This window comes from Micromonospora sp. NPDC049645 (assembly GCF_040675155.1).
GTDB lineage: Bacteria > Actinomycetota > Actinomycetes > Mycobacteriales > Micromonosporaceae > Micromonospora.
The window spans coordinates 81369-104154 of sequence record NZ_JBFAOI010000017.1; the positions used below are offsets into that span (position 1 = coordinate 81369).

Genomic DNA, 22786 nt, shown 5'->3' on the forward strand with positions numbered 1-22786 from the left:
CCCGGGCGCGGGTGAGCGCTGCCACGCAGGGTCGCCGCAAAAGTGTTTCCGCCGGGCGCGCGTGGTGCGCGACCGCCGAAGTCTGCCTGCCAGAGCACGGACCGTCGGTCAGTGCCCAACGATGGCTGCCCCGTCGCGATCCGCATCCAACGGATCCACGATCGCACCCTGCGCGGTCAACGTGCCCTGAGCCAGCCGGGTCACCCTCGGCGAAACCGGCGGCTCCAGGTCGGCCACCACGCGGAGGCCGGAAAGGACGTCATCGGGCCGTACGGACGGGGTGACCTGCCGCACGACCAGTTCGAGTATCGCACACGGTACGGCCGGCGCCCCGGAAGGCGTCGGCGTCGGTACCTGGACATCGATCGATATCACGGCGGCGCGGGCGTCGAAGGTGCGTCGGCCCTGCTTGGTCATCCGCTCCACCAGCACCTCCTCGGCCGCGACGAAAGCGTCCACCGCGGCCCGCAACACCGCCGTGTCGACCTCGGGCAGCTCGATGTGCCAGTGCGACGCCTCGATCCGGTCCGGCAGGCTGCCGCCCTCGGCGACCACCGCGTCCAGGACGTCCAGCCCCGGCGAGAGCGCGGCGTCCAACGCGACCCGCAACTGCTCCGGGTCGACCGCCGCCTGGAGGGCGATCTCCAGGTACTCCGCCTCGCTCGCCACCCCGGTTGGCGCGGCGCTGGCGTAGGAGATCTTCGGGTGCGGGTGGAAACCCTGGGAGAAGGCGATCGGCACGGCGGCCCGACGTAGCGCGCGCTCGAACGCCCGGGCGAAGTCCCGGTGCGAGGTGAATCGCAGCGGCCCGCGCTTGGCGTACCGGATGCGGACGCGCTGGACGACCGGTGCCTGGCCGCCCTCGGGTTGAGGCTTCTTGGCGATCGTGGGCTCCTCGGGTGTACCTGCGTGTCCGCCCATCCTGGCGCAGGGCTCGTGACGGTACGCAGCCGGGGCGGTCGATTGGCCCCGGCAGACGGGTAGAAACCGGTCGTGCGGATCGGGACCGCCCGCCAGAAAGACCGGTGGCCGGCCGGTGCCGCGAAGGTCACCAGCCGGCCACCACGATCGAGACCGGTTACCGCTCCCTCGGCGGGACGGGCGGCGACCCGCCCGGCGGTGCGTAACCGGGAGGCGGCCCGCCCGGTGGGCCGTAACCAGGCGGCGGGGCGTACCCGGAGGGCTGGCCGTGACCGGGAGGCGGGGCGTACCCGGAGGGCTGGCCGTAACCGGGTGGGGGCGGATAGCCGGCTGGCGGGGCGTAGTCCGCGTCCGGCGACGGATACCCGCCGGGGGCCGCCCGGTCGAGCACCTCGTCCGGGATCTGGGCGGCCCGGGCCGCCTCCCGCCGGTACCGACGGCGGTTCCAGATGAGGAACACCACCAGCCCCAGCAGCAGCACCAGCACCACGGCGATGCCGATGCCCACCACCATCACCTGCTGGTCGGTGGGACCACCGCGATCGCCGTGCTGGGTGACGTCGAACTCCTCGTCCGCTCCCCCGGTGCGGACCGGACCCGGGTCGGTCGCCGCCGCCGGTTCGAGCAGCGGATTGGCGGTGACCGGCGGCACGTTGGCGGTCAGCGCCTTCATCAGGTCGATCACGCCGAAGCCGTACTGCGGGTCTCGGCCGGACGGGCCGGCGTCCCGCGCGGTCCGGATGATCCGGTTGATGACGTTGGCGGCGTCGAGGTTCGGATACTTCGCCCGGATCAGCGCGGCCAGACCGGAGACGATCGCCGCGGCATCGGAGGTCCCGTCGCCCCAGCCGTAGCCCCCCTCGTTCGCGACGTTGTAGATCCGGTCGCCCGGAGCGGCGACCACCGCCTCCGGCCCCTGGACCGAGCCGGACCAGAACGCGCCACCCCTGGTCGTCCCGGTCACCGCGATCACGCCGGGAGTGTTGGCCGGGTTGATGACGGCGGCGTCGCCATCGGCCGTGTTGCCGGCGGAGGCGACCACGACGACGTTGCGGTCCAGCGCGTACCTGATCGCGCTCGCGTCGGCGGGGCTGGCGGAACCCGGAACACCCTGGGAAATGTTGATCACCTTGGCGCCGCCGTCGACAGCCATCCGGATGCCGCGGGCAATCGCCCCGTCAGTGTTGGGGCCGCTGCCCGCGCGCAACTTGATCGGCATGATCTTCGCCCCGGGCGCGATGCCGTCCACGCCGTCCTGGCTGGCTTTCGCCGCGATGATGCCGGCCATGTGCGTGCCGTGGCCGTCCTCGTCGGTTCGGCCGTCCCCGGAGGCGCCATAACTGCGGCCACCGGCCAGCACCTGGCCCCGCAGGTCCGGATGGCTGGCCTCGACCCCGGTGTCGAGCACGGCCACGACCACGCCCCGCCCGGTCGAGATGTCGTGCACCTGCTCGATCCGGAGCTCGTCGAGATACCACTGCTCGTCCCGCCGGGGCGCGGCGGCCGCCGGCTGGGCGGCCCCCACCACCAGGAGCCCCGCCAGCAGGCAGGCGGTCACCCGCCGGAGCGCTCCACCGTTCACCCTCATCCGTCCATCCTCATCGAAGGACACCCGGGGACGCACCGTCACCAGGACCCCACGGATCGTCATCCTCAGTCAACCACGACGAGTGCTCCGAGCCGGAGCCGCCACCGCCGTGTCCGGCACCGCCCGCGCCGCCCATCATGCCGCCGCCCATGACCCCGGCGCCGCCGACGCCCGCCGCGCCACGCGCGCCGCCCGCCATCCCGGCGCCGCCCGCACCGGCGGCGGTACGCAGCGCGTTCGCCGCGCTCGTCAGCGGCGGCACCTTTCCGTTGCCGCCACCCACCATGCCGGGGATGCCGCCCACGCCGATCCCGCCGCCCGCACCCAGGCCACCGCCGGCGCCGATCCCACCGGCCGAGCCGACGCCGGCCCCACCACCGAAACCACCGCCGGCGCCGCCGAGCCCGGCACTGCCGACCCCGCCGCCACCGAGGCCACCGCCCAGGCCGCCGACGCCACTCGGGCTCGCGCCGGCCAGACCGCTGCTGTAGCCGTCGTCGCCGTCGGGGTAACCCGGGTAACCGGAGCCGGTGCCCGGAGGCGTCAACTGACCGGTGCCGCCGGAGGGCGAGTCATCGCCGATCCCACCGGGCTTGTTCGGGGAGAACGGATCGACGGTGGAGGTCGGGCCACCCGTGTCGCCGATGCCCGGTGGCCTACTGCCGATCGTGGGGCCGCCACCGCCGATGTCGGGCTTCCCGCCGAAGTCGCCACCACCGACGTCGGGCCGCCCCGTCGGCGGGATCCGGGGGTCACGCTCGAGGTCGCCCCTGTTGGGGTCGGAATCCGGGCTGTTCACCGTGAGCTTGGGACGCTCGGTGTAGACCGCCTGGGGCAACGGCGCCATCGCCGTGTTCGCGGCCTGCTGATTGTCCCGGTACCAGTTGTCCAGGTGGGACTTGGTGTCCCACCATCCGCCCCGCTTCTGGTCGCCGGCCTGACCGTCGACCTTCATGGTCGCTTCCAGGTCGTCGGCCTTGTCGCGGAACGCGCCGTCGGCGTACGAGGCGGGGTTGTTCTGGTAGTCCTGACGCAGGGCGGCGAGGAAGCCCGAGGAGCTCTCGCCGTCGCGGGCGTCGTCGAGCTCGGTGCCGTTGGGCAGGCTCCACTCGTTGAACCCGAAGTCGTCCATCAGCGGGATCGGGATGGTGGAGACCGACTTGCGGATGTCGCCCTCGATCCGCGTCAACGCGCCACTGACGTTCGTCGCGTCGGTGATCAACTCCTCGATCTGCGTGCCGATCTTGCCCAGGTGCTCACGGTAGGCGTCGCCCCCGCTGCCCTTCCAACCGGCGAGCATCCCGGGCAGGCCGCCGACGTGCGGGCGTTCCTGGCCGGTCGCGATCGGGCCGACGAACGATCGACCGACGAGCGCGTCCCGCAGCTGTTGCAGGCCGCTGGAGAGGTTGCTCCAGCCCGCTCCGACGGATCCGACCGTCTCCGGGTCGGCGGAGAGCGTCACCTCGCGGACGCACCGCTCCCAGGTTCCTCCAGCCATGACGTCCCCCTCAGGCCGTGTACGGGTAGGTGGGCGCGCCGCTGGCAGTGGGCGGCGGCGCCGCCGACTCCAGTAGTCGCTCGATCTCCTTGCCGTTGGCGCCGTTGCGCGCCTCGGTGTCGCGGAACGCCTTGGCGATCTCCTCGGTGCCCTCCTTGAGGGCGGCGAGCTTCTGGGCGAGCGTCGTGAGGTGCGCTTCCATGTTCGCCGTGGACGTCTCCAGGGCCCGCCACTGCATGCGGGCGTCCTCGAACGCGCCGAAGGGAGTGCCGTTCGGGACGGTCTGGGCGTTGTTGCTGTCGCCCTTCATCCGCTCCTTGATGCGCTCCATCTCGTACTTGAGTGTGTCGTCGATGTACTGCCGGAGCCGCTCGACGTACGTGGCGGCGGCGTCCAGGTCCTCGACGCTGACGTGCAGATCGCCGATGCTCGGCGGCGGGATGCTGCCCATGTGCTTCCTCCCCCGTTCCCGACCCGCCGGGTCGGTCCATGTCAGACGCAGCGTATCGAGTCCTGCCTAGTCGGGGCAGCCCCACCGGCAGCCCCGAGCGCCATCAGCGCGCACAGACCACAGTCGATGTTAACGGGGCGGTGTGACCGCGACCGAAAGGCGCGGGCCCGAACGGCGCCAACGGGCCCGCGAGACGCGGACCCGTTGGGCGACATGTCGGATGTGGAGGGTGGCGGGGCGCCACCCACCGGCGCTGCTCGGCGGCAGCCCGGTCAGGCGTGCGAGTGGCCCGACGGGACCTTCATGCCGTTGCCACCCAGCGGGGTGAGCGGCAGCAGCTTCTTGCCGGTGGGCCCGATCTGGATCTCGGTGTCCATCGACGGGCAGACGCCGCAGTCGAAGCAGGGCGTCCACCGGCAGTCGTCCTGCTCGAACCCGCTGACCGAGTCCTGCCAGTCCTGCCAGAGCCAGTCCTTGTCGAGGCCCGAGTCGAGGTGGTCCCAGGGCAGGACCTCCAGCTCGTCGCGCTGACGGGTGGTGAACCAGTCGAGGTCCACCCCGAACGCGGGCAGCGTCTCGGCCGCGGCGTCCACCCAGCGCTGGTACGAGAAGTGCTCGCTCCACCCGTCGAACCGGCCGCCGTTCTCCCAGACCTTGCGGATCACCGACCCGACCCGGCGGTCACCCCTGGAGAGCAGCCCTTCGATGAGCGACGGCTCGCCGTCGTGGTAGCGGTAGCCGATGGCCCGGCCCAGCGAGCGGTCCGCGTTGATGGCCTGCTTGAGGATCCTGAGCCGGTGGTCGATGACCTCCGGGCGGTCCATCGCGGCCCACTGGAACGGGGTGTGCGGCTTCGGCACGAACCCGCCGATGGAGACCGTGCAGCGGATGTCCTTGGAGCCGGTGGCGGCCCGACCGGCCCGGATCACCTCGTGGGCCATCTCGGCGATCTCGAGGACGTCCTCGTCGGTCTCGGTGGGCAGGCCACACATGAAGTAGAGCTTCACCTGCCGCCAGCCGTTGGTGTACGCGGTGACGACCGTACGGATCAGGTCTTCCTTCGACACCATCTTGTTGATGACCTTGCGGATGCGCTCGGACCCGCCCTCCGGGGCGAAGGTCAGGCCGGTACGCCGCCCGTTGCGGGACAGCTCCTGCGCGAGGTCGATGTTGAAGGCGTCCACCCGGGTCGACGGCAGCGACAGCGAGACGTTCGTGCCCTCGTACTGCTGGGCGAGGCCCGAGCACATGTCGCCGATCTCGGAGTGGTCCGCCGAGGAGAGCGACAGCAGGCCCACCTCGGAGAAGCCGGAGAACTCCAGCCCCTCGCGGACCATCTGCCCGACCGTGGTGATCGACCGCTCCCGCACCGGTCGGGTGATCATGCCGGCCTGGCAGAACCGGCAGCCCCGGGTGCAGCCCCGGAAGATCTCCACCGCGTACCGCTCGTGCACCGTCTCGGCCAGCGGCACGAGGGGCTTCTTCGGGTACGGCCAGGCGTCCAGGTCCATCGTCGTGCGCTTGTGCACCCGGAACGGCACGTCCGCGCGGTTCGGCACGACCCGCTGGATCCGGCCGTCGGGCAGGTAGTCGACGTCGTAGAAGCGCGGCACGTACACGCTCTCGGTGCGGGCCAGCCGCAGCAGCAGCTCGTCACGGCCGCCCGGCGAGCCCTCGGCCTTCCACTCCCGGACGATCGCGGTGATCTCCAGGACCGCCTCCTCGCCGTCACCGAGGACTGCGGCGTCGATGAAGTCGGCGATCGGCTCCGGGTTGAACGCCGCGTGCCCGCCGGCCACGATCACCGGGTCGGCGTCGGTGCGGTCGGCGGCCAGCATCGGGATGCCGGCCAGGTCGATCGCGGTGAGCATGTTGGTGTAGCCCAGCTCGGTGGAGAACGAGATGCCGAACACGTCGAAGCCGCGTACCGAACGGTGCGCGTCGACGGTGAACTGCGGCACGCCGTGCGTGCGCATCAGCGTCTCCAGGTCCGGCCAGACCGCGTACGTCCGCTCGGCGAGGGTGTCGGGCAGCTCGTTGAGCACCTCGTAGAGGATCTGCACGCCCTGGTTGGGCAGGCCGACCTCGTACGCGTCGGGATACATCAGCGCCCAACGCACGGTCGCCGCGTCCCAGTCCTTGGTGACAGCGCCCAGTTCGCCCCCGACGTACTGGATGGGCTTGGAGACCTGGGGCAGCAGCGGCTCGAGCTGGGACCAGATGGAGTTGGTCGCGGCCGCGCGCGGCGTCGTGGACGGGGCACTCATGATGCCCAAGGGTACGCGCTCGCCCGGCGGCCATCGCGCGCACGCCCGATCGGCGGTGGTGGCGGCGCGGTATTAACCTCGGACCGGCGCGAGAGGAGATTGCCGCGATGCCGGAGCCCCAGCCGGGAGCACGGCCGGCCGACGGGAGCACCCCGGGCCCGGAGCCGGAGCGGGACCCGGCGGTCGCCGACGAGCCGACCTCCCCACCCGTACCCCCGGACCAGCCGGAACCCTCGGACCAGCCGGAACCCACGGACCAACCGGAACCGGCCGCCACCGCGGAGGTGCCGGCGCCCAGGTGGAGCGGCTCGGCGGCGGTGCCGCCGCCGCTGCCACGCCGGCCCGTCTGGGGTGAGTCGGCCGAGCCGACCCCTCCCCCGGCCGTCGCGGCCGGACCGCCGGAGCACCAGACGCCGGTGGACCCGTGGGCCGGCGTGGACACCGGCGGCTGGGACCTGCCCTCCGCCGAGCTACCCCCGCTGCCGCCGACGATGCAGTACCCGACGCCGCCGCACACCCGGCAGTGGTCCGGGCCGCCCGCTGCTCCGGTCGGGCCGCACCCGGTGCCGCAGCCGGCCGCGCCGATCCCACCGCAGGTCACCGGCCCCCGCGCGCCGGCCCGGCCGATGTCGCCGCCCGCGCCGGTGAAGGTGCCGAAGCAGCGCCGGGCCCGGCGGCCCGCGGCGCCGACGCCGCCGCCGGGCTGGCAGGCCCCCAAGGGGTACGTGCCGGTGCCGGTCCGCCGACGCCGCCGCTGGCCGTGGCTGCTGCTGCTCACGCTGGCCTGCTGCTGTGGCTGCCCCGCCTACTACGGGTTCCCCATCTCGGCCCAGTACCCGGCTCGCGCGGCACTGCCCGTCCAGGTGGAGGACCTCAGCCTGCGGCAGGACGACCGCAGCGCCGAGACCGCGCGGCAGCTGGAGAACGAGGTACGCAAGGAGCACCTGCTGGCCGAGGACACGTTCGCCGGTGTCTACTCGACGTCCGGCGGTAAGCGGGTCACGGTCTTCGGCGGCACCGGCTTCCGGTGGAGTCCGGAGTCGGACGCGGACGCCGAGCTCAGCCGGCTCACCAAGCGGTACGGGCTGGGTGCCCCGGAGAGCGTGGACACCGGTGTCCGGGGACGACACGAACGATGCGCGGTCGGTAGCGCCGACGGCAGCGACGTGGTGGTCTGCACGTCGGTCGACCACGGCAGCATCGCCACCGGCGTCTTCACCCGGCTCTCCGTCGCCGACAGCGCCAACCTGCTGGCCACCCTGCGTGCCCAGATCGTCCAGCCCGAGCGGGGCTGAGTCACGCCGCTGACGATCGACCCGCGTGGTGACGTCGGCGACGCAGCGTCACACCGCGCCGGACGGCATACGCGGAAGGCGGTATACCTCAGGGTCATAAATATGACTCACAGGTATACCGCCTTCGGCACCTCATGCCCCGAGGCCGGGGCCGAGATCAGGCGTCGCGGGTCGGGTCCGGGTGGGCGCGCGGCGGGGCGTAGCGGGGCACGTACTCCTGGCCGGTGAGCTTCTGGATCTCACTCATCACCTCGTCGGTCATCTGCCGCAGCGAAGCGCGGTCGTCCGGCCGACCGGTGAAGTCCAACGGCTTGCCGAACCGAACCGTGATCTTGGCGGTGCCCGGCCGTGGCACCCGGGCGCCGATCGGCTGCGCCTTGTCCGTGCCGATCATGCCGACCGGAATGATCGGCACCCCGGCCGAGATCGCCAGCCGGGCCGCGCCGGTCCGCCCCCGGTAGAGCTTGCCGTCCGGCGAACGGGTGCCCTCCGGGTAGACCACCACCAGGTCACCGCCCTTGAGCGCCGGGATCGCCGCGTCGAACGCGGACAGCGCCGCCCGGCCGCCGGCCCGTTCGACCGGGATCGCGCCCAGGCCGGTGAGGACGAACTTGGAGATGGCACCCTTCACACCGGTGCCCTTGAAGTACTCCGACTTGGCCCAGAACGCCAGGTGCCGGGGCACGACCGTGCCGAGGAACAGCTCGTCGGCCACCGAGAGGTGGTTGCCGGCGAAGATCGCACCGCCGATCTCCGGCACGTGTTCCAGCCCCTCCACGGTCGGGCGGAACGCCAACCGCAGCGTGGGCGCCACGGTGAGCTTGCCGATGGTGTAGAGCAGGGGCACTGGTCCTCCGGCAGATCAGGTGCGAACAGGCGGTGTCACGGTAGCGGACGCCTCCACACCTCCCAGACGGAGGTGGTGAGGCGCCCGCACCCTGGCGATGGTTCGTTATACCCGGCGGACGACCACCGTGACCCGCTCACCCTCGCCGACCTCACCGGCGAAGCCGTCGAGCCCCTCGGCGAAGTCCACCGAGTCGGCCAGCACCTCGGCGGAGACGAAGTCGACGTACCCGGCCACCGCCGCGCGAACCTCGTCGGACGCCGACACCGACACCACGATCCGGTCCGAGACGTCCAGGTCGGCGTCCCGGCGGGCCTGCTGCACCACCCGCACCACGTCGCGGGCCAGCCCCTCGGCGGCCAACTCCGGGGTGACGTCGGTGTCGAGCACCACCACGCCCTCGCCACCGGGCAGCGGCGCGGAGTGCTCGGCGTCGGCGGCGACCAGGCGCAGCTCGTACTCCCCCTCCGCGAGGGTGACGCCGGCGGCCACCGGGGCGCCGTCGACCAGCTCCCACTCGCCGGCCTTCACCGCCTTGATCACCTGTTGCACCTGCTTGCCGACGCGTGGACCGAGCGCCCGGGGCACCACGGTCAACACCTGCTCGCAGTACGCGGACAGTTCGGCGCTGAACTCCACCGCCTTCACGTTGACCTCGTCGGCGACCAGGTCGGCGAACGGTCGCAGCTGCTCCGCCGCCGGCGAGGCCACGGTCAGCCGGGACAACGGCAGCCGGACCCGGAGCCCCTTGGCCTTGCGCAGCGACAACGCCGCCGAGGCGACCGCCCGTACGTTGTCCATCGCGGCGACCAGGTCGTGGTCGGCCGGGAACTCGCTCGCCTCCGGCCAGTCGGTCAGGTGCACCGAACGCTCCCCGGTCAGACCACGCCAGATCTCCTCCGCGGTCAGCGGCGCGAGCGGCGCCACCACCCGGCACAGCGTCTCCAGCACCGTCGACAGGGTGTCGAAGGCGTCGGTGTCACCCGACCAGAACCGGTCCCGGGACCGACGCACGTACCAGTTGGTCAACGCGTCCAGGTAGGACCGGACGGTCGCGCAGGCACCCGAGATGTCGTACGCGTCCATCTGCGTGCCGACCGTCGTCACCAGCTCGTTCGTCTTCGCCAGCACGTACCGGTCGAGCAGGTGCGTGGAGTCGGTACGCCGCCGGGCCTGGTACCCGTCGGCGTTGGCGTAGAGCGTGAAGAAATACCACACGTTCCACAGCGGCAGCAGCACCTGCCGAACGGCGTCGCGGATGCCGGCCTCGGTGACCGCCATGTCGCCGCCGCGCAGCACCGGCGAGGACATCAGCATCCACCGCATCGCGTCCGAGCCGTACGCGTCGAAGACGTGGTAGACGTCCGGGTAGTTGCGCAGGCTCTTGGACATCTTGCGGCCGTCCGAGCCGAGCAGGATGCCGTGGCTCAGGCAGTTGCGGAACGCCGGCCGGTCGAACAGCGCGGTGGCCAGCACGTGCATCGTGTAGAACCAGCCGCGGGTCTGCCCGATGTACTCGACGATGAAGTCACCCGGGTAGTGGTGCTCGAACCAGTCCGCGTTCTCGAACGGGTAGTGCACCTGGGCGAACGGCATCGACCCGGACTCGAACCAGCAGTCCAGCACCTCCGGCACCCGGCGCATCATCGACTGACCGGTCGGGTCGTCCGGGTTGGGGCGGACCAGCTCGTCCACCACCGGCCGGTGTAGATCCGTCAGCCGTCCACCGCTGAGCACGCCGTTCCGGGTCGCAAGCTCCCCGAAGTCCCGCTCGATCTCGGCCAGCGACCCGTAGACGTCCATCCGGGGGTAGTTCGGGTCGTCGGACTTCCACACCGGGATCGGCGAGCCCCAGAACCGGTTCCGGCTGATCGACCAGTCCCGGGCGTTGGCCAGCCACTTGCCGAACGAACCGTCCTTGATGTGGCCGGGCGTCCAGTTGATCTCCTGGTTGAGCTCGACCATCCGGTCCCGGAACTGGGTCACCGCGACGAACCACGACGACACGGCCTTGTAGACCAGCGGGGTGTCACAGCGCCAGCAGTGCGGGTACGAGTGGGTGTAGGTGTCCTGCTTGAGCACCACCCCCCGGTCCTTCAGCTCCCGGATCACCGGCTTGTTGACGTCGAAGACCTGCTCACCCTGGTACGGCGGGACCAGGGCGGTGAACCGGGTGTGGTCGTCCACCGTGACGATGGTGGGGATCCCGGCGGCGTTGCAGACGTTCTGGTCGTCCTCACCGAACGCCGGGGCCAGGTGCACGATCCCGGTGCCGTCCTCGGTGGTGACGAACTCCGCGCCGAGCACCTGGTAGGCGTTCTCCCCGGCCTGCTCGACGAGGAAGTCGAACAGCGGCGTGTAGCGGCGCCCGACCAGGTCCCGGCCGTACACCGTGCCGACCTGCTCGTACCCCTCCAGTTCCTTGGCGTACGCGGCCAACCGCGCCGCCCCCACCACGTACCGCTGACCCTCGCGCTCCAGCACCGCGTACTCGATGTCCGGGCCGACGGCGAGCGCCAGGTTCGACGGCAGGGTCCACGGCGTGGTGGTCCAGACGCCCAGCCTGACCGGCCCACGGACCAGCTCCGGCGCGGACGCGTCGGCGGTCAGCTCGAACCACACCGACAGGGTGGGGTCGTGCCGGTCCCGGTAGACGTCGTCCATCCGGGTCTCGGTGTTCGACAGCGGCGTCTCGCAGCGCCAGCAGTACGCCAGCACCCGGAAGCCCTCGTAGATCAGACCCTTGTCGTGCAGGGTCTTGAAGGCCCACATGACGCTTTCCATGTAGTCCAGGTCGAGGGTCTTGTAGTCGTTGGTGAAGTCGACCCAGCGGGCCTGCCGGTTGATGTACCGCTCCCAGTCCTGGGTGAACTCCAGCACCGAGGTGCGGCAGGCCTCGTTGAACCGGGCCACGCCCAGGTCGATGATCTCCGCCTTGCTGGTGATGCCGAGCTGCTTCTCGGCCACCACCTCGGCGGGCAGGCCGTGGCAGTCCCAGCCGAAGCGGCGCTCGACGTGCCGGCCGCGCATGGTCTGGTAGCGCGGCACCACGTCCTTGACGTAGCCGGTGAAGAGGTGACCGTAGTGCGGCAGGCCGTTGGCGAACGGCGGGCCGTCGTAGAAGACGTACTCGTTCTTGCCGTCGGTGCCAGCGGGGCGGGCCTCGACCGACGCCTCGAAGGTCTTGTCGGCCGTCCAGTGCTCCAGCACCCGGCGCTCGACCGCGGGCAGGTCCGGGCTCGCCGGCACACCGGCGGCGGTCGGGTCGTGCAACGGATAGGCCATCGGGGGTCGCTCTCCTCGCAGCTCACTCAACAGTGGGTCTGCGAGGACGAACCTTCCGGGTACGCCTGCGACGGCGTTCCCGGGTGGCCCGCGGTACCACCCCGCTTGGCGGTCAGGATCGACCGCCCGCTCATTTGCCGGCTGTGACGGGCCGCACCCGTCCGGTTCTACTGGGCCGGTTGCCCGGCTGTTCTTCCGGAGGCTCACCGGTGATGGCCGGGTCATCGCCTTACGTGCTCAACGATACTCGACGCGACCCGCGCTCCGCCCCCGAGTAATGCCCCAGGCGAGGGCACCCGTCCGCCGACCGCACCGGGTGTACGAACGGTCACTCCCGCGCGCGCCGCTTGACTGGATCTTCCGGCGCTGACCAGAATTCGCCGGGTGACCGAGATCAGTTACGCCGAATACCGCGCAATGCGTCGTTTTCCCGCTCTCGACGGGCTCCGCGCGTTCGCGGCGGTGATCGTCGTGGCCTTCCACTTCGGCGGGCCCGGCTGGGCCTGGACCTCCGGCTGGGCGGGCGTGCAACTGTTCTTCGTGTTGTCCGGCTTCCTCATCACCACGTTGCTGCTGCGCGAGGAGGAGGGGCGGGGACGGGTCTCGCTGCGGTCCTTCTACATCCGGCGCATCTTCCGGATCCTGCCGGTCTACTTCGTCGTGCTCGCCGCGACGTACGCGCTCGCGCACCTCAACGGCAGGGGGGCGACGGTCCGCGAGTCGATGCCGCACTACCTGCTCATGGCCAACGAGTTCGCCCCCACCCTGGCCTTCCTGCACTCGTGGACGATCGCCATCGAGTGGAAGTTCTACCTGGCCTGGCCACTCTTCGCCTTCGTGCTGGCCGCCGCCACCTTCCGCCGCCGGCTCACGGCGACGCTGCTGGCCGTCGCCGCGCTGGCGGCGATCGTGCCGTTCACGCCCGAGTGGCCCTACTGGCCGATCCACTACGTGTCGATCCTGGTGGGCTGCCTCCTGGCGATCGTCCTGCACCACCCCCGGGGGTACGCGCTGTTCCAACCCCTGACCCGCCCCGTGGTGGCTCTCGTCGTGACGGTCGGCTTCGTCGCCGTGCACCTGTCGTTGCCGTACTGGTCGGCGGACGAGCACCCCCGCCTGGAGGCGAAGATCGCCGCCTACTCAATGGCGGTGGCGCTGCTGCTCCCCGCCATGCTGGGCCGCGGGCTGCCGACGAAGTTCCTCTCCTGGCGACCCCTGGTGTTCGTGGGTGAGCGCTCCTACTCGCTCTACCTGGTGCAGGAACTCGCCGTGGCGGTGGTCGTCGGGCTGGTGCCGTCGTACGAACCGCGCGGGACCCGGTTGTTCGTCGCCGCGACCGTGGTGGCGCTGCTCTGCGCCGACCTGCTGTACCGCTGGGTCGAGCAGCCGATGATCAGGGCGGGGCGACACCTCTCCAAGAGCCGCAAGGGGGTGCCGCCCACGGTGGTGGTGGCCCCCAACCAGCCGGCCGCACCCGTTCAGCGCACCGTGCCCGGCCTGCCGAACCCCGAGCACCGGACGCCCGGAGATCCGGAACCGGCCCTGGCCGCCGAGGGCGACCGCCGCCCCTGAGGCATGAGCGGGATCACAACCACCGTTGTCACGGCCGACCCCCGCCGAACCGTCGTGTGGACGTCGGACCGATCAGGAGGTAGTCGTGCAACGGATGAACCCGACCGAGGTCGCACCGCAGGCGTACAAGGCCGTCATGGGATTGGAGAAGTACGTCCAGACGAACGTCGACCACACCGTGCTGGAACTGGTGAAGCTGCGGGCGTCGATGATCAACGGATGTGCGTACTGCGTGGACATGCACAGCCGGGACGCGCTCGCCGACGGCGAGTCGAGCCGGCGGCTGTTCGCGGTCGCCACCTGGCGTGAGGCGCCCTTCTTCGACGAGCGGGAGCGGGCCGCGCTGGCCCTCACCGACGCGGTCACCCGGCTCGGTGAGCACGGGGTGCCGGACGAGGTGTGGGATGACGCCGCGAAGGTCTGGTCGGAGAAGGAACTGGCCGACCTCGTCATCGCGATTGCCACAATCAACGTGTGGAATCGGATCGGGGTGACGATGCGGCTGGAGCCTCCGGCCCAGGCGTGACCACCAGGGCGGCAGCAGAGGCGGCCGGTGCGCTCGAAGCGCACCGGCCGATGCTGCTCGGGCTCGCGTACCGCCTGCTCGGCAGCCGGCACGACGCGGAGGACGTGCTTCAGGAGGCGTACCTGCGGTGGCTGGGTGTGGACCGCACCCGGGTCGACGAGCCGCGCCGGTACCTGTCCCGGGTGGTCACCCGGTTGGCCCTGGACTGGCTGCGTGCCCGGCAGGCCGCCCGCGAGACGTACGTCGGGACGTGGCTGCCCGAGCCGGTGCCGACCGCGCCCTCGCCGTTCGGCCCGTTGGACCGCGCGGAGCTACGCGACTCGCTGTCCACCGCGCTCCTGCACGTGCTGGAGCGGCTCACCCCGCCGGAGCGGGCGGTGTACGTCCTGCACACGGCCTTCGACCTGCCGTACGCGGAGATCGCCGAGATCCTGGACCGGTCCGCCGCCGACTGTCGGCAGTTGTACCACCGGGCGACCGAGCGGGTACGGCAGGAGCAGCGTCGGTTCACCGCGAGCCGGCCGGAGCGGGAGCGGCTGCTGAACGCGTTCCTCGCCGCCGCCCGCGACGGTGACCTGGCGACGCTCACCGACCTGGTCGCCGCCGACGCCACCGCCTGGAACGACGGCGGCGGTCGGGTGCGGGCCGCCCTCAACCCCGTCACCGGCGCGGACCGGATCGCCCGGTTCTACGCCGGGGTCTACGGCCCGCGTCACCAGGTGCGCATGGATCCGATCGAACTCAACGGGGAACCCGCGGTGCTTATCACCCGTGCGAACGGCAGTCGCTACACGCTGACCATCGCCGCGGCCGACGGCCGGATCACCGGGATCTACGTGGTCGGCAATCCGGCGAAGGTGCCGGCGATCGGCTGAGTTCGGGCGTCGTCGGTCGACGGCCGGGGTGTGTCAGCCCAGCTCGGGGAACCAGAGCGCGATCTCGCGCTTGGCGCTGTCCGTCGAGTCGGAGGCGTGCACCAGGTTCTCCCGGTTGGACAGCGACAGGTCACCCCGGATGGTGCCGGCAGCGGCCCTGCGCCCGTCGGTGGCACCGACCAGCCCGCGGACCACGTCGATGACCTGGTCGCCGGAGAGCACCATGGCGACCAGCGGGCCGCCGGTCATGAAGTCCTTCAACGGCGGGTAGAACGCCTTGTCGACGTGCTCGGCGTAGTGCGCGTCGGCGAGCGCGGCGTCCATCGTCCGGTGCACCATCGCGTCGATCCGCAGCCCCTTGCGCTCGAAGCGGGAGAGGACCTCGCCGACCAGGCCGCGGCGGACCGCGTCGGGCTTGATCAGAACGAGGCTGCGCTCATCCGGGCTGTTGCTGGACACGCTGGGTTCCTCCTGTACGCGCTGAACGCTCGGGATCGGTACGGTCAGCCTAGCGACCCGGTCCCGGCGCCGGCGCGGCGGCCGGTCTTTCCCCCGGTGGCCGATCCGGCCTAGCCTGGCCCTGACCCCCGGGAGGTCCACTGTGGCGAATGGCGGGAACCGACCCATCGCGCCGGTACGCAAGTTGATCGGCACGGTGCTCGGCACCGTGGCCACCTTCGTCGTCCTGTTCGGGCTGGGCATGACCAGTTGGGCCATCGTGGCTCTCGGGGTCGCCCTGCTGGTGCTGGCGATCGCGCTGGCGACCGTGCGCGGCGGTGGCCGCACCTGGGTCGTCGGTGTCGGGCACGTGCACAGCGCCTCCGAACCACCCACCCAGTACGCGTTCGGCCGCTGCGAGCTGCAACTGGTGATCGACGCTCCTGGTCTGCCACCGCGATCCAAGAAGATCATCGAGCCGCGGGTGCCGGTCTCCAAGTGGCCGTCACTGGGCCAGACGCTGCCGATCCGCGTCGCGTTGGACGACCAGCGGCACGTCAAGGTCCTCTGGGACGAGGTGCCGACGCACGCCGAGACCGCCGCGGCCGTCGCCGACCTGCCGCCGGAGTTCGCCGAGGCGGACGCGGTGGACGAGCTGTTGATCCAGCAGGACGCGCCGCCGTGGGCCGACCGCGCGCCGGACGACGACTTCCGCGACGACTTCCGGGATCCGGTCGGTGATCCGTTCCGGGACCCGCTCGGTGACCCGCTGCGCCCCGATCCGGTGCGCACCGACCTCCGGCGTGACGACCCGGGCGTGCTGCCCGAGGAGCGTGAGCCCGTGGTGATGCACCAGAGCCCGGGTGGCCCGGTGGTGTTGGAGGGTGTCGTCGTCGAGCCGTTGGCCGGTGGGCTGCCCCGGCGGGCCACCCCGGCGCCGCGTCCGCCCGCCGAGGAGCGTTTCGACGAGCCCGAGGCGGACCGGCCCGACCTGCCGGAGGAGGCAGCGACGGCCGCCCGGCCCGCCGCGGACCCGGTCGAGACGCCCAGCGCGCAGCGCTTCGACCCACCGGTCGACGCGCCCAGCGCGCAGCGCTTCGACCCACCGCCCGCGCAGCGCTCCGGCCCCGGCGCGGCCGACCCGCTGGACCCACTCGACCTTCCGCTGGACGACCCCTCCCCGGCCGGGGCGGCACGCGAGACCGTGACCGACGAGGAGCTGGACGAGGCGATCTTCGGCTTCGACGGCGGCTCGGCCGCGGATCCGGCCGGGCCGATCAGCGGGGTGGGCCTCACCCTGCTGGTCACCGACCTGTCCCGGTCGCTCGGCTTCTACCGCGACGTGCTCGGCTTCACCGAGGTCGACCAGGGCGCCCACAACGCCGTCCTCGCCTCCGGGACGACCCGGCTCGTGTTGCGTGAGGTGACCGGGGCGGCGCCGATCAGCCGCCGACTGGTCCACGTCAACCTCGAGGTGAACGACATCGAGGCGGCGTACGAGGGGTTGCGCGAGTCGGGCGTCCGCTTCACCTACGCGCCCCGGGTGGTCAACCGGGGCACCAAGCTGGAGGTGTGGGCGGCGGCCTTCCGCGACCCGGACGGCCACGGCGTCGCGCTCACCCAGTGGCGCGAACGCGCCGACGCCTGACCCGGCCGGCTGGTGCCGGCGATCGGGCCGGCGTCAGCCGAGGATGACGCGGCGCACGTGCAACGCGTACGCCCAGACCAGCGCGAAGATGATGCCCAGCCCGAGCAGTGACCAGTGCAGCAGACCGCCCAGCAACAGCAGGCCCTGGAGCACGGTGCCGGCGTGCCAGGCCCAGGGGCGGCGCATCATGCCGGCGAGGACGACGGCGGCCACCGCCAGCGCCACCACCGCACCGATCGCGGCGCCGCCGAGGTCACCACCGACCACCCGGATCGGCTGGATCGCCAGCAGCAGGACCAGCGCCTCCAGGCTGAGCGTGCCAGCGCCGAGGCCGCGTACCGCCCGCTCCGGGTTGCGCAACCCGGAGCGCGGCGGCTGCCCGGCCGTGGGCTCCTCCCCCACCGGCTGCTCGACCGGCTGACCGGTCGGGTCCTCGGTGGTGTGCGGGTCCCGCTCCGGGCTGGTCATCGCTTCAACAGCCTGCGCGCGTCGGCGACCGTCACCACTGAACCCGTGACCAGCACGCCGACCCCGCTGAGCTCACCCGGGACGTCCTCCTCCGCCAGCGCCACCGCCAGCTCGATGGCGTCCGGCATCTCCTCGGCCGAATCCACCCGCTCCTCGCCGAATATCTCGGCGGCCAGCGCGGCGAGTTCCTCCGTCGGCATCGCCCGTGGCGAGCTGTTGCGGGTCACCACCACGTGACTGACCACCGGTTCCAACAGCTCCAACAGACTCTCCGCGTCCTTGTCGGCGAGTACGCCGATCACCGCGACCAGCTTGCTGAACGCGAACTCCTCCTGGAGCGCGGTGACGGTGGCCTTCATGCCGTGCGGATTGTGCGCACCGTCGAGCAGGACGGTCGGGGCGTTGCGGACCCGCTCCAGCCGGCCCGGGGAACTGGCCGAGGCGAAGCCCTCCCGGACCGCCTCGATGTCGAGCTGACGTCGCGCCCCGGCACCCAGGAACGCCTCCACGGCGGCGAGCGCCACCGCCGCGTTCTGCGCCTGGTGGGCGCCGTGCAGCGGAATGAACACGTCGTCGTACACGCCACCCAGGCCCTGCAGGCTGAGCACCTGACCGCCGACCGCGACCGCCCGCCGCAGCACACCGAACTCGGCGCCCTCCCGGGCGATGGTGGCCCCGACCTCGGCGCAACGTTCGAGCAGCGGTCGCGCGGCCTCCTCCTCCTGCGCCGCCGCGATCACGGTGGCGCCCGGGTGGATGATGCCGGCCTTGGCCAGGGCGATGTCCTGGAGCGTGTCGCCGAGCCACTCGGTGTGGTCCAAACCGATCGGGGTGATCACACAGACCCCGGCCTGGATGACGTTTGTGGCGTCCTCGGCACCGCCCAGGCCGACCTCGACCACCGCGATGTCGACCGGCGCGTCGGCGAACGTGGCGAACGCCAGCGCGGTGGTCATGTCGAAGTACGTCAACGGCTCGTCCGACCGCGCGTCGACCAGCTCGGCCAGCGGTTTGATCTCCTGGTACACCGCCGTGAACCGCTCCTCGCTGACCGGCTCCCCGTCCAGGCTGATCCGCTCCCGGACGGTCTCCAGGTGCGGGCTGGTGTACCGCCCGGTGTGCAGGCCGAACGCCCGCAGCAGCGAGTCGATCATCCGCGCGGTGGAGGTCTTGCCGTTGGTGCCGGTCAGGTGGATCGACGGGTACGCCCGCTGCGGACTACCGAGCAGGTCGAGCAGCGACTCGATCCGGTCCAGCTCGAAGACCATGCGGGTGAACCCGCGGGCGTTCAGCTCGGCCTCGACGGCGGCGAAATCGGTACGGTCGGTCACGAGGGCAGTGTCTCCAGAGCAGCGTCGATCCGGACCAGGTCGGCCTCGGCGGTGGTGAGCCGGTCGCGGATCTTCGCGACCACCGGCTCGGGGGCCTTGCCGATGAAGGCCGGGTTGTCGAGCTTCGCCCGAGCCTGCGCGACCTCCTTCTCGGCAGCCGCGCGGTCCTTCGTCAGCCGGGCCCGCTCGGCGGCCACGTCGATCGACCCCCGGGTGTCCAACGCGACGCCGACCGCGCCGGGCATGGCCAGCGTGGCGCTGGCCTGGAAGTCGGCACCGGCCGGATCCAACCGGACCAGCGAACGGATCAGCGGCTCGTGGGCCGCGATGCCCGCGCCGGCCAGTCCTTCCAGGCGGGCGGCCACCCGCTGCGTCGGACGCAGCCCCTGGTCGGAACGGAACCGGCGGATCTCGGTGACCACCCGCTGCACCCCGACCAGCTCGGCCTCCGCGGCGTCGTCGACAAGCGACCGGTCGGCCACCGGCCAGGCGGCGGCCTGCACCGTCTCGCCACCGGTCAGCGCGAGCCACAGCTCCTCGGTGACGAACGGGATGACCGGGTGCAGCAGCCGCAGCAGCTGATCGAGCACGTGGCCGAGCACCCGACGGCTGGCCTCCGCCCGCTCACCGCCCTCGGCGAGCACCGGCTTGCTCAGCTCGACATACCAGTCGCAGACGTCGTCCCAGGCGAAGTGGTACAGCAGGTCACACACCTTGGCGAACTCGTACGCCTCGAACTGCTCGTCGACCTCGGCGGTGACGTGCGCCAGCCGGGACAGGATCCACCGGTCGACGGTGGAGAGCCGCTCGGCGGGTGGCAGGTCACCCGTGGTGTGCGCCCCGTTCATCAACGCGAAGCGGGTGGCGTTCCAGAGCTTGTTGCAGAAGTTGCGCGAGCCCTGGCACCACTCCTCGCTGACCGGCACGTCCTGACCGGGGTTCGCGCCCCGGGCCAGGGTGAACCGGGTGGCGTCGGCGCCGTACCGGTCGATCCAGTCCAGCGGGTCGACCACGTTGCCGAACGACTTCGACATCTTCTTGCCGAACTGGTCGCGCACCATGCCGTGCAGCGCGACCACGTCGAAGGGCGGCCGGCCGTCCATCGCGTAGAGGCCGAACATCATCATCCGGGCGACCCAGAAGAACAGGATGTCGTACCCGGTGACCAGCACGCTGGTCGGGTAGAACTTCGCCAGGTCCGGGGTCTGCTCGGGCCAGCCGAGGGTGGAGAACGGCCACAGGCCGCTGGAGAACCAGGTGTCCAGGACGTCCTCGTCCTGGTGCCAACCCTCGCCGGTCGGGGGCGTCTCGTCGGGGCCGACGCACACGATCTCGCCGGCCGGGCCGTACCAGACCGGAATGCGGTGCCCCCACCACAGCTGGCGGGAGATGCACCAGTCGTGCATGTTGTCGACCCAGGCGAAGTAGCGCTTGGCCAACTCGGCCGGCTCGATGCGGACCCGACCGTCACGCACGGCGTCCCCGGCGGCCTGGGCCAGCGGGGCGGTGTTGACGAACCACTGCAACGACAAACGCGGCTCGACGGTGGTCTTGCACCGCGAGCAGTGCCCGACCGCGTGCACGTACGGGCGCTTCTCGGCGACGATCCGGCCCTGCTCCCGCAGCGCGGCCACGATCGCGGGCCGCGCCTCGAACCGGTCCAACCCCTCGAACGGGCCGGGCACGGTGATCACGCCGCGCTCGTCCATCACGGTCAGCGCGGGCAGGTCGTGCCGCTGGCCGATCTCGAAGTCGTTCGGGTCGTGGGCCGGCGTCACCTTGACCATGCCGGTGCCGAAGGACGGGTCGACGTGCGCGTCGGCGACGATCGGGATCCGGCGGCCGGTCAACGGCAGCTCGACCTCGGTGCCGATCAGGTGCTGGTAGCGCTCGTCGTCCGGGTGCACCGCCACCGCGGTGTCGCCGAGCATCGTCTCGGCCCGGGTGGTGGCCACCACGACCTCGTCGCTGTAGCGGATCGACACCAGCTCACCGTCGTCGTCGGTGTGCTCGACCTCGATGTCGGAGAGCGCGGTGAGGCAGCGTGGGCACCAGTTGATGATCCGGTTGGCCCGGTAGATGAGGCCGTCGTCGAAGAGCTTCTTGAAGATGGTCTGGACGGCGCGGCTCAGCCCCGCGTCCATGGTGAAGCGCTCCCGGTCCCAGTCGACGGAGTCGCCGAGGCGGCGCATCTGGCCGAGGATGGCACCGCCGGACTCGGCCTTCCACTGCCAGACCCGTTCGACGAACTTCTCCCGGCCGAGATCGTGGCGGGACAGACCCTCGGTGGCGAGCTGACGCTCGACCAGGTTCTGGGTGGCGATGCCGGCGTGGTCCATGCCGGGCAGCCACAGCGCCTCGAAGCCCTGCATCCGCTTACGCCGGGTCAGCGCATCCATCAGGGTGTGCTCGAACGCGTGGCCCATGTGCAGGGAGCCGGTGACGTTGGGCGGCGGGATGACGATGGTGAAGGGGGGCTTGTCGCTGTCGGCGGAGGCCCGGAAGTGCCCGCCAGCTACCCACTGCTCGTACCGTCGCTGCTCTACCTCGCCGGGCTGGTACTGGCCGGCAAGGGTCGGGGCGTCGGGGCGTCGGGCATCCAGTCTCTCGGTCACCGGACAAGTCTACGGAGGGCTTCCGCAGACCTGACGTGCGCCACCTGCCGTTCGCGTACGGTGTCGGCTATGTCCGACGCACATCTCACCGAGCGGTCGCTCGACGGCGGTCGCGAGCCGGTCGAGCTGACCGAAGAGCCGATCCAGCTGAGCACCCGGGACTCCGGCGGCGACCCCGACGAGCGCTCCGGCGGCTGGTCCCGCCGCCGCAAGATCGCGTGGATGGCCGCGCTGGTGGTCGGCCTGGCCGGTGCCGGGGTGCTCGGTGTCGCCGGTTGGCGGGTGGCGCAGCAGAAGGACACCCAACTGACCTCACCCGATCAGGTGGCCGGTCTGACCCGGGACGACAGTGAGCGGGCGAAGAGCACGGCCGACTACCTACGCAGCGGTCTGGCCGCCAACATCGAACTGGACCGCAGCTTCGGCACGGTCTACCGCGACCCGGCCGACGACAAGCGTTCGGTCCTCATCTTCGGCGGTACCACCCTGCTCTGGCAGCCGGAACGGGACCTGGACAGCCTCTTCCGCCTGATGTCCGACGAGACCGGCGCGGTGAACGGACTGCGCGAGGCGCCCGCGGGTGACCTGGGCGGCGTGTTGAAGTGTGGCAGCACCAGTGGCGAGGGCGGCGACTTCGCGGTCTGCGGCTGGGCCGACCACGGCAGCGTGGTCATGGCCATGTTCCCGGGTCGGTCGGTCGGCGACGCCGGCGGCCTGCTGCGCAACCTCCGCGACGGCATGCAGACCCGAGGCTGACCCACCCACCGGGCCGCCCAGCCCACCGCCCCGCCCAGATCACCGCCCCCAGGCGGACCACCGCCCCGCCCAGACCACCGCCCCGGGCGGACCATCGGCCCGACAAGGCCGCAGCCGCGCGGCCCGCGTACCAAGGAACGTGATTTCGTTGATCGACTCGGGGTCCCGGGATAACGGGGTGTCGCCCACCCATGACACCCCGACTTCAACGAACCCGAGTCGATCACCGCCCGAGACCCCGTAGGCAGACCCGGTAGGCCCAAATGCCGCGGCAACGCAGATAAGGCCACCCCGTCAGGGGTGGCCTTATCTGGAAGATTGTCCGGCGGTGTCCTACTCTCCCACACCCTCACGAGTGCAGTACCATCGGCGCTGGAGGGCTTAGCTTCCGGGTTCGGAATGTAA

17 protein-coding genes and 1 rRNA gene are annotated in these 22786 nt (G+C 71.5%); 6 read left to right on the top strand and 12 right to left on the bottom strand.

Annotated elements, in window-relative coordinates:
• Positions 1 to 108: 108 nt before the first annotated feature.
• The 5 genes from AB0J33_RS27720 to AB0J33_RS27740 form a co-directional block, all read right to left on the bottom strand.
• Entirely contained in the window at positions 109 to 921 is an 813-nt protein-coding gene (locus AB0J33_RS27720; RefSeq protein ID WP_363617446.1) for a TIGR03936 family radical SAM-associated protein, read from the bottom strand.
• A gap of 157 nt (positions 922 to 1078) precedes the next feature.
• The gene (gene mycP, locus AB0J33_RS27725) at positions 1079 to 2509 is read right to left on the bottom strand and encodes a type VII secretion-associated serine protease mycosin (RefSeq protein WP_363617448.1); all 1431 of its coding nucleotides are present in this window, start codon (positions 2507 to 2509) and stop codon (positions 1079 to 1081) included.
• A 10-nt stretch (positions 2510 to 2519) separates the two neighbouring features.
• Positions 2520 to 4007, bottom strand: a complete 1488-nt coding sequence (locus AB0J33_RS27730) for a hypothetical protein (RefSeq protein WP_363617450.1) — start codon at positions 4005 to 4007, stop codon at positions 2520 to 2522.
• A gap of 10 nt (positions 4008 to 4017) precedes the next feature.
• On the bottom strand, positions 4018 to 4458 hold the full coding sequence (locus AB0J33_RS27735; protein ID WP_363617452.1) for a hypothetical protein: 441 nt from the start codon (positions 4456 to 4458) through the stop codon (positions 4018 to 4020).
• A 272-nt stretch (positions 4459 to 4730) separates the two neighbouring features.
• Positions 4731 to 6725 (bottom strand): TIGR03960 family B12-binding radical SAM protein, encoded by a 1995-nt coding sequence (locus AB0J33_RS27740; RefSeq protein ID WP_363617454.1) that lies wholly within the window; start codon positions 6723 to 6725, stop codon positions 4731 to 4733.
• 107 nt (positions 6726 to 6832) lie between these two features.
• Here AB0J33_RS27740 and AB0J33_RS27745 point away from each other — a divergent pair, with 107 nt between their 5' ends.
• Entirely contained in the window at positions 6833 to 8020 is a 1188-nt protein-coding gene (locus tag AB0J33_RS27745; protein ID WP_363617456.1) for a hypothetical protein, read from the top strand.
• A 157-nt stretch (positions 8021 to 8177) separates the two neighbouring features.
• Here the strand turns inward: AB0J33_RS27745 and AB0J33_RS27750 are convergent, their stop codons facing one another.
• A complete protein-coding gene (locus tag AB0J33_RS27750) occupies positions 8178 to 8867 on the bottom strand; it encodes a lysophospholipid acyltransferase family protein (RefSeq protein ID WP_363617458.1) in 690 nt (229 codons plus the stop codon).
• A gap of 105 nt (positions 8868 to 8972) precedes the next feature.
• Positions 8973 to 12152 carry an isoleucine--tRNA ligase gene (gene ileS / locus AB0J33_RS27755; protein ID WP_363617460.1) on the bottom strand — a complete coding sequence of 1060 codons (3180 nt, stop codon included), beginning with the start codon at positions 12150 to 12152 and terminating at the stop codon, positions 8973 to 8975.
• A gap of 384 nt (positions 12153 to 12536) precedes the next feature.
• Between ileS and AB0J33_RS27760 the strand changes: the two genes are divergently transcribed.
• From AB0J33_RS27760 to sigJ, 3 genes are all read left to right on the top strand, one after another.
• On the top strand, positions 12537 to 13724 hold the full coding sequence (locus AB0J33_RS27760) for an acyltransferase (RefSeq protein ID WP_363617462.1): 1188 nt from the start codon (positions 12537 to 12539) through the stop codon (positions 13722 to 13724).
• Between the two features lie 85 nt (positions 13725 to 13809).
• Positions 13810 to 14250: a carboxymuconolactone decarboxylase family protein gene (locus AB0J33_RS27765; protein ID WP_363617464.1), complete on the top strand. Its 441-nt coding sequence runs from the start codon at positions 13810 to 13812 to the stop codon at positions 14248 to 14250.
• Entirely contained in the window at positions 14247 to 15125 is an 879-nt protein-coding gene (gene sigJ, locus AB0J33_RS27770; protein WP_363617466.1) for an RNA polymerase sigma factor SigJ, read from the top strand. Before AB0J33_RS27765 ends, sigJ begins: the two co-directional genes overlap by 4 nt.
• 33 nt (positions 15126 to 15158) lie before the next feature.
• On the opposite strand, the gene ndk is transcribed toward sigJ, so the two are convergent.
• Positions 15159 to 15584: a nucleoside-diphosphate kinase gene (gene ndk / locus AB0J33_RS27775; RefSeq protein WP_363617469.1), complete on the bottom strand. Its 426-nt coding sequence runs from the start codon at positions 15582 to 15584 to the stop codon at positions 15159 to 15161.
• Positions 15585 to 15726: 142 nt separating this feature from the next.
• Between ndk and AB0J33_RS27780 the strand changes: the two genes are divergently transcribed.
• Positions 15727 to 17211 (top strand): VOC family protein, encoded by a 1485-nt coding sequence (locus AB0J33_RS27780; protein ID WP_363617471.1) that lies wholly within the window; start codon positions 15727 to 15729, stop codon positions 17209 to 17211.
• Between the two features lie 33 nt (positions 17212 to 17244).
• Here the strand turns inward: AB0J33_RS27780 and AB0J33_RS27785 are convergent, their stop codons facing one another.
• The 3 genes from AB0J33_RS27785 to AB0J33_RS27795 are packed head-to-tail and all read right to left on the bottom strand — an operon-like array spanning position 17245 to position 21625.
• The gene (locus AB0J33_RS27785) at positions 17245 to 17679 is read right to left on the bottom strand and encodes a DUF4233 domain-containing protein (protein ID WP_363617473.1); all 435 of its coding nucleotides are present in this window, start codon (positions 17677 to 17679) and stop codon (positions 17245 to 17247) included.
• Positions 17676 to 19010 carry a folylpolyglutamate synthase/dihydrofolate synthase family protein gene (locus tag AB0J33_RS27790; protein ID WP_363617475.1) on the bottom strand — a complete coding sequence of 445 codons (1335 nt, stop codon included), beginning with the start codon at positions 19008 to 19010 and terminating at the stop codon, positions 17676 to 17678. The genes AB0J33_RS27785 and AB0J33_RS27790 overlap by 4 nt, the downstream gene beginning before the upstream one ends.
• The gene (locus AB0J33_RS27795; protein WP_363617477.1) at positions 19007 to 21625 is read right to left on the bottom strand and encodes a valine--tRNA ligase; all 2619 of its coding nucleotides are present in this window, start codon (positions 21623 to 21625) and stop codon (positions 19007 to 19009) included. Before AB0J33_RS27795 ends, AB0J33_RS27790 begins: the two co-directional genes overlap by 4 nt.
• Positions 21626 to 21694: 69 nt before the next feature.
• Between AB0J33_RS27795 and AB0J33_RS27800 the strand changes: the two genes are divergently transcribed.
• Positions 21695 to 22381, top strand: a complete 687-nt coding sequence (locus AB0J33_RS27800; protein WP_363617479.1) for a hypothetical protein — start codon at positions 21695 to 21697, stop codon at positions 22379 to 22381.
• Between the two features lie 320 nt (positions 22382 to 22701).
• Here AB0J33_RS27800 and rrf read toward each other — a convergent pair.
• A 5S ribosomal RNA gene (gene rrf / locus AB0J33_RS27805) occupies positions 22702 to 22786 on the bottom strand; the annotation flags it as partial.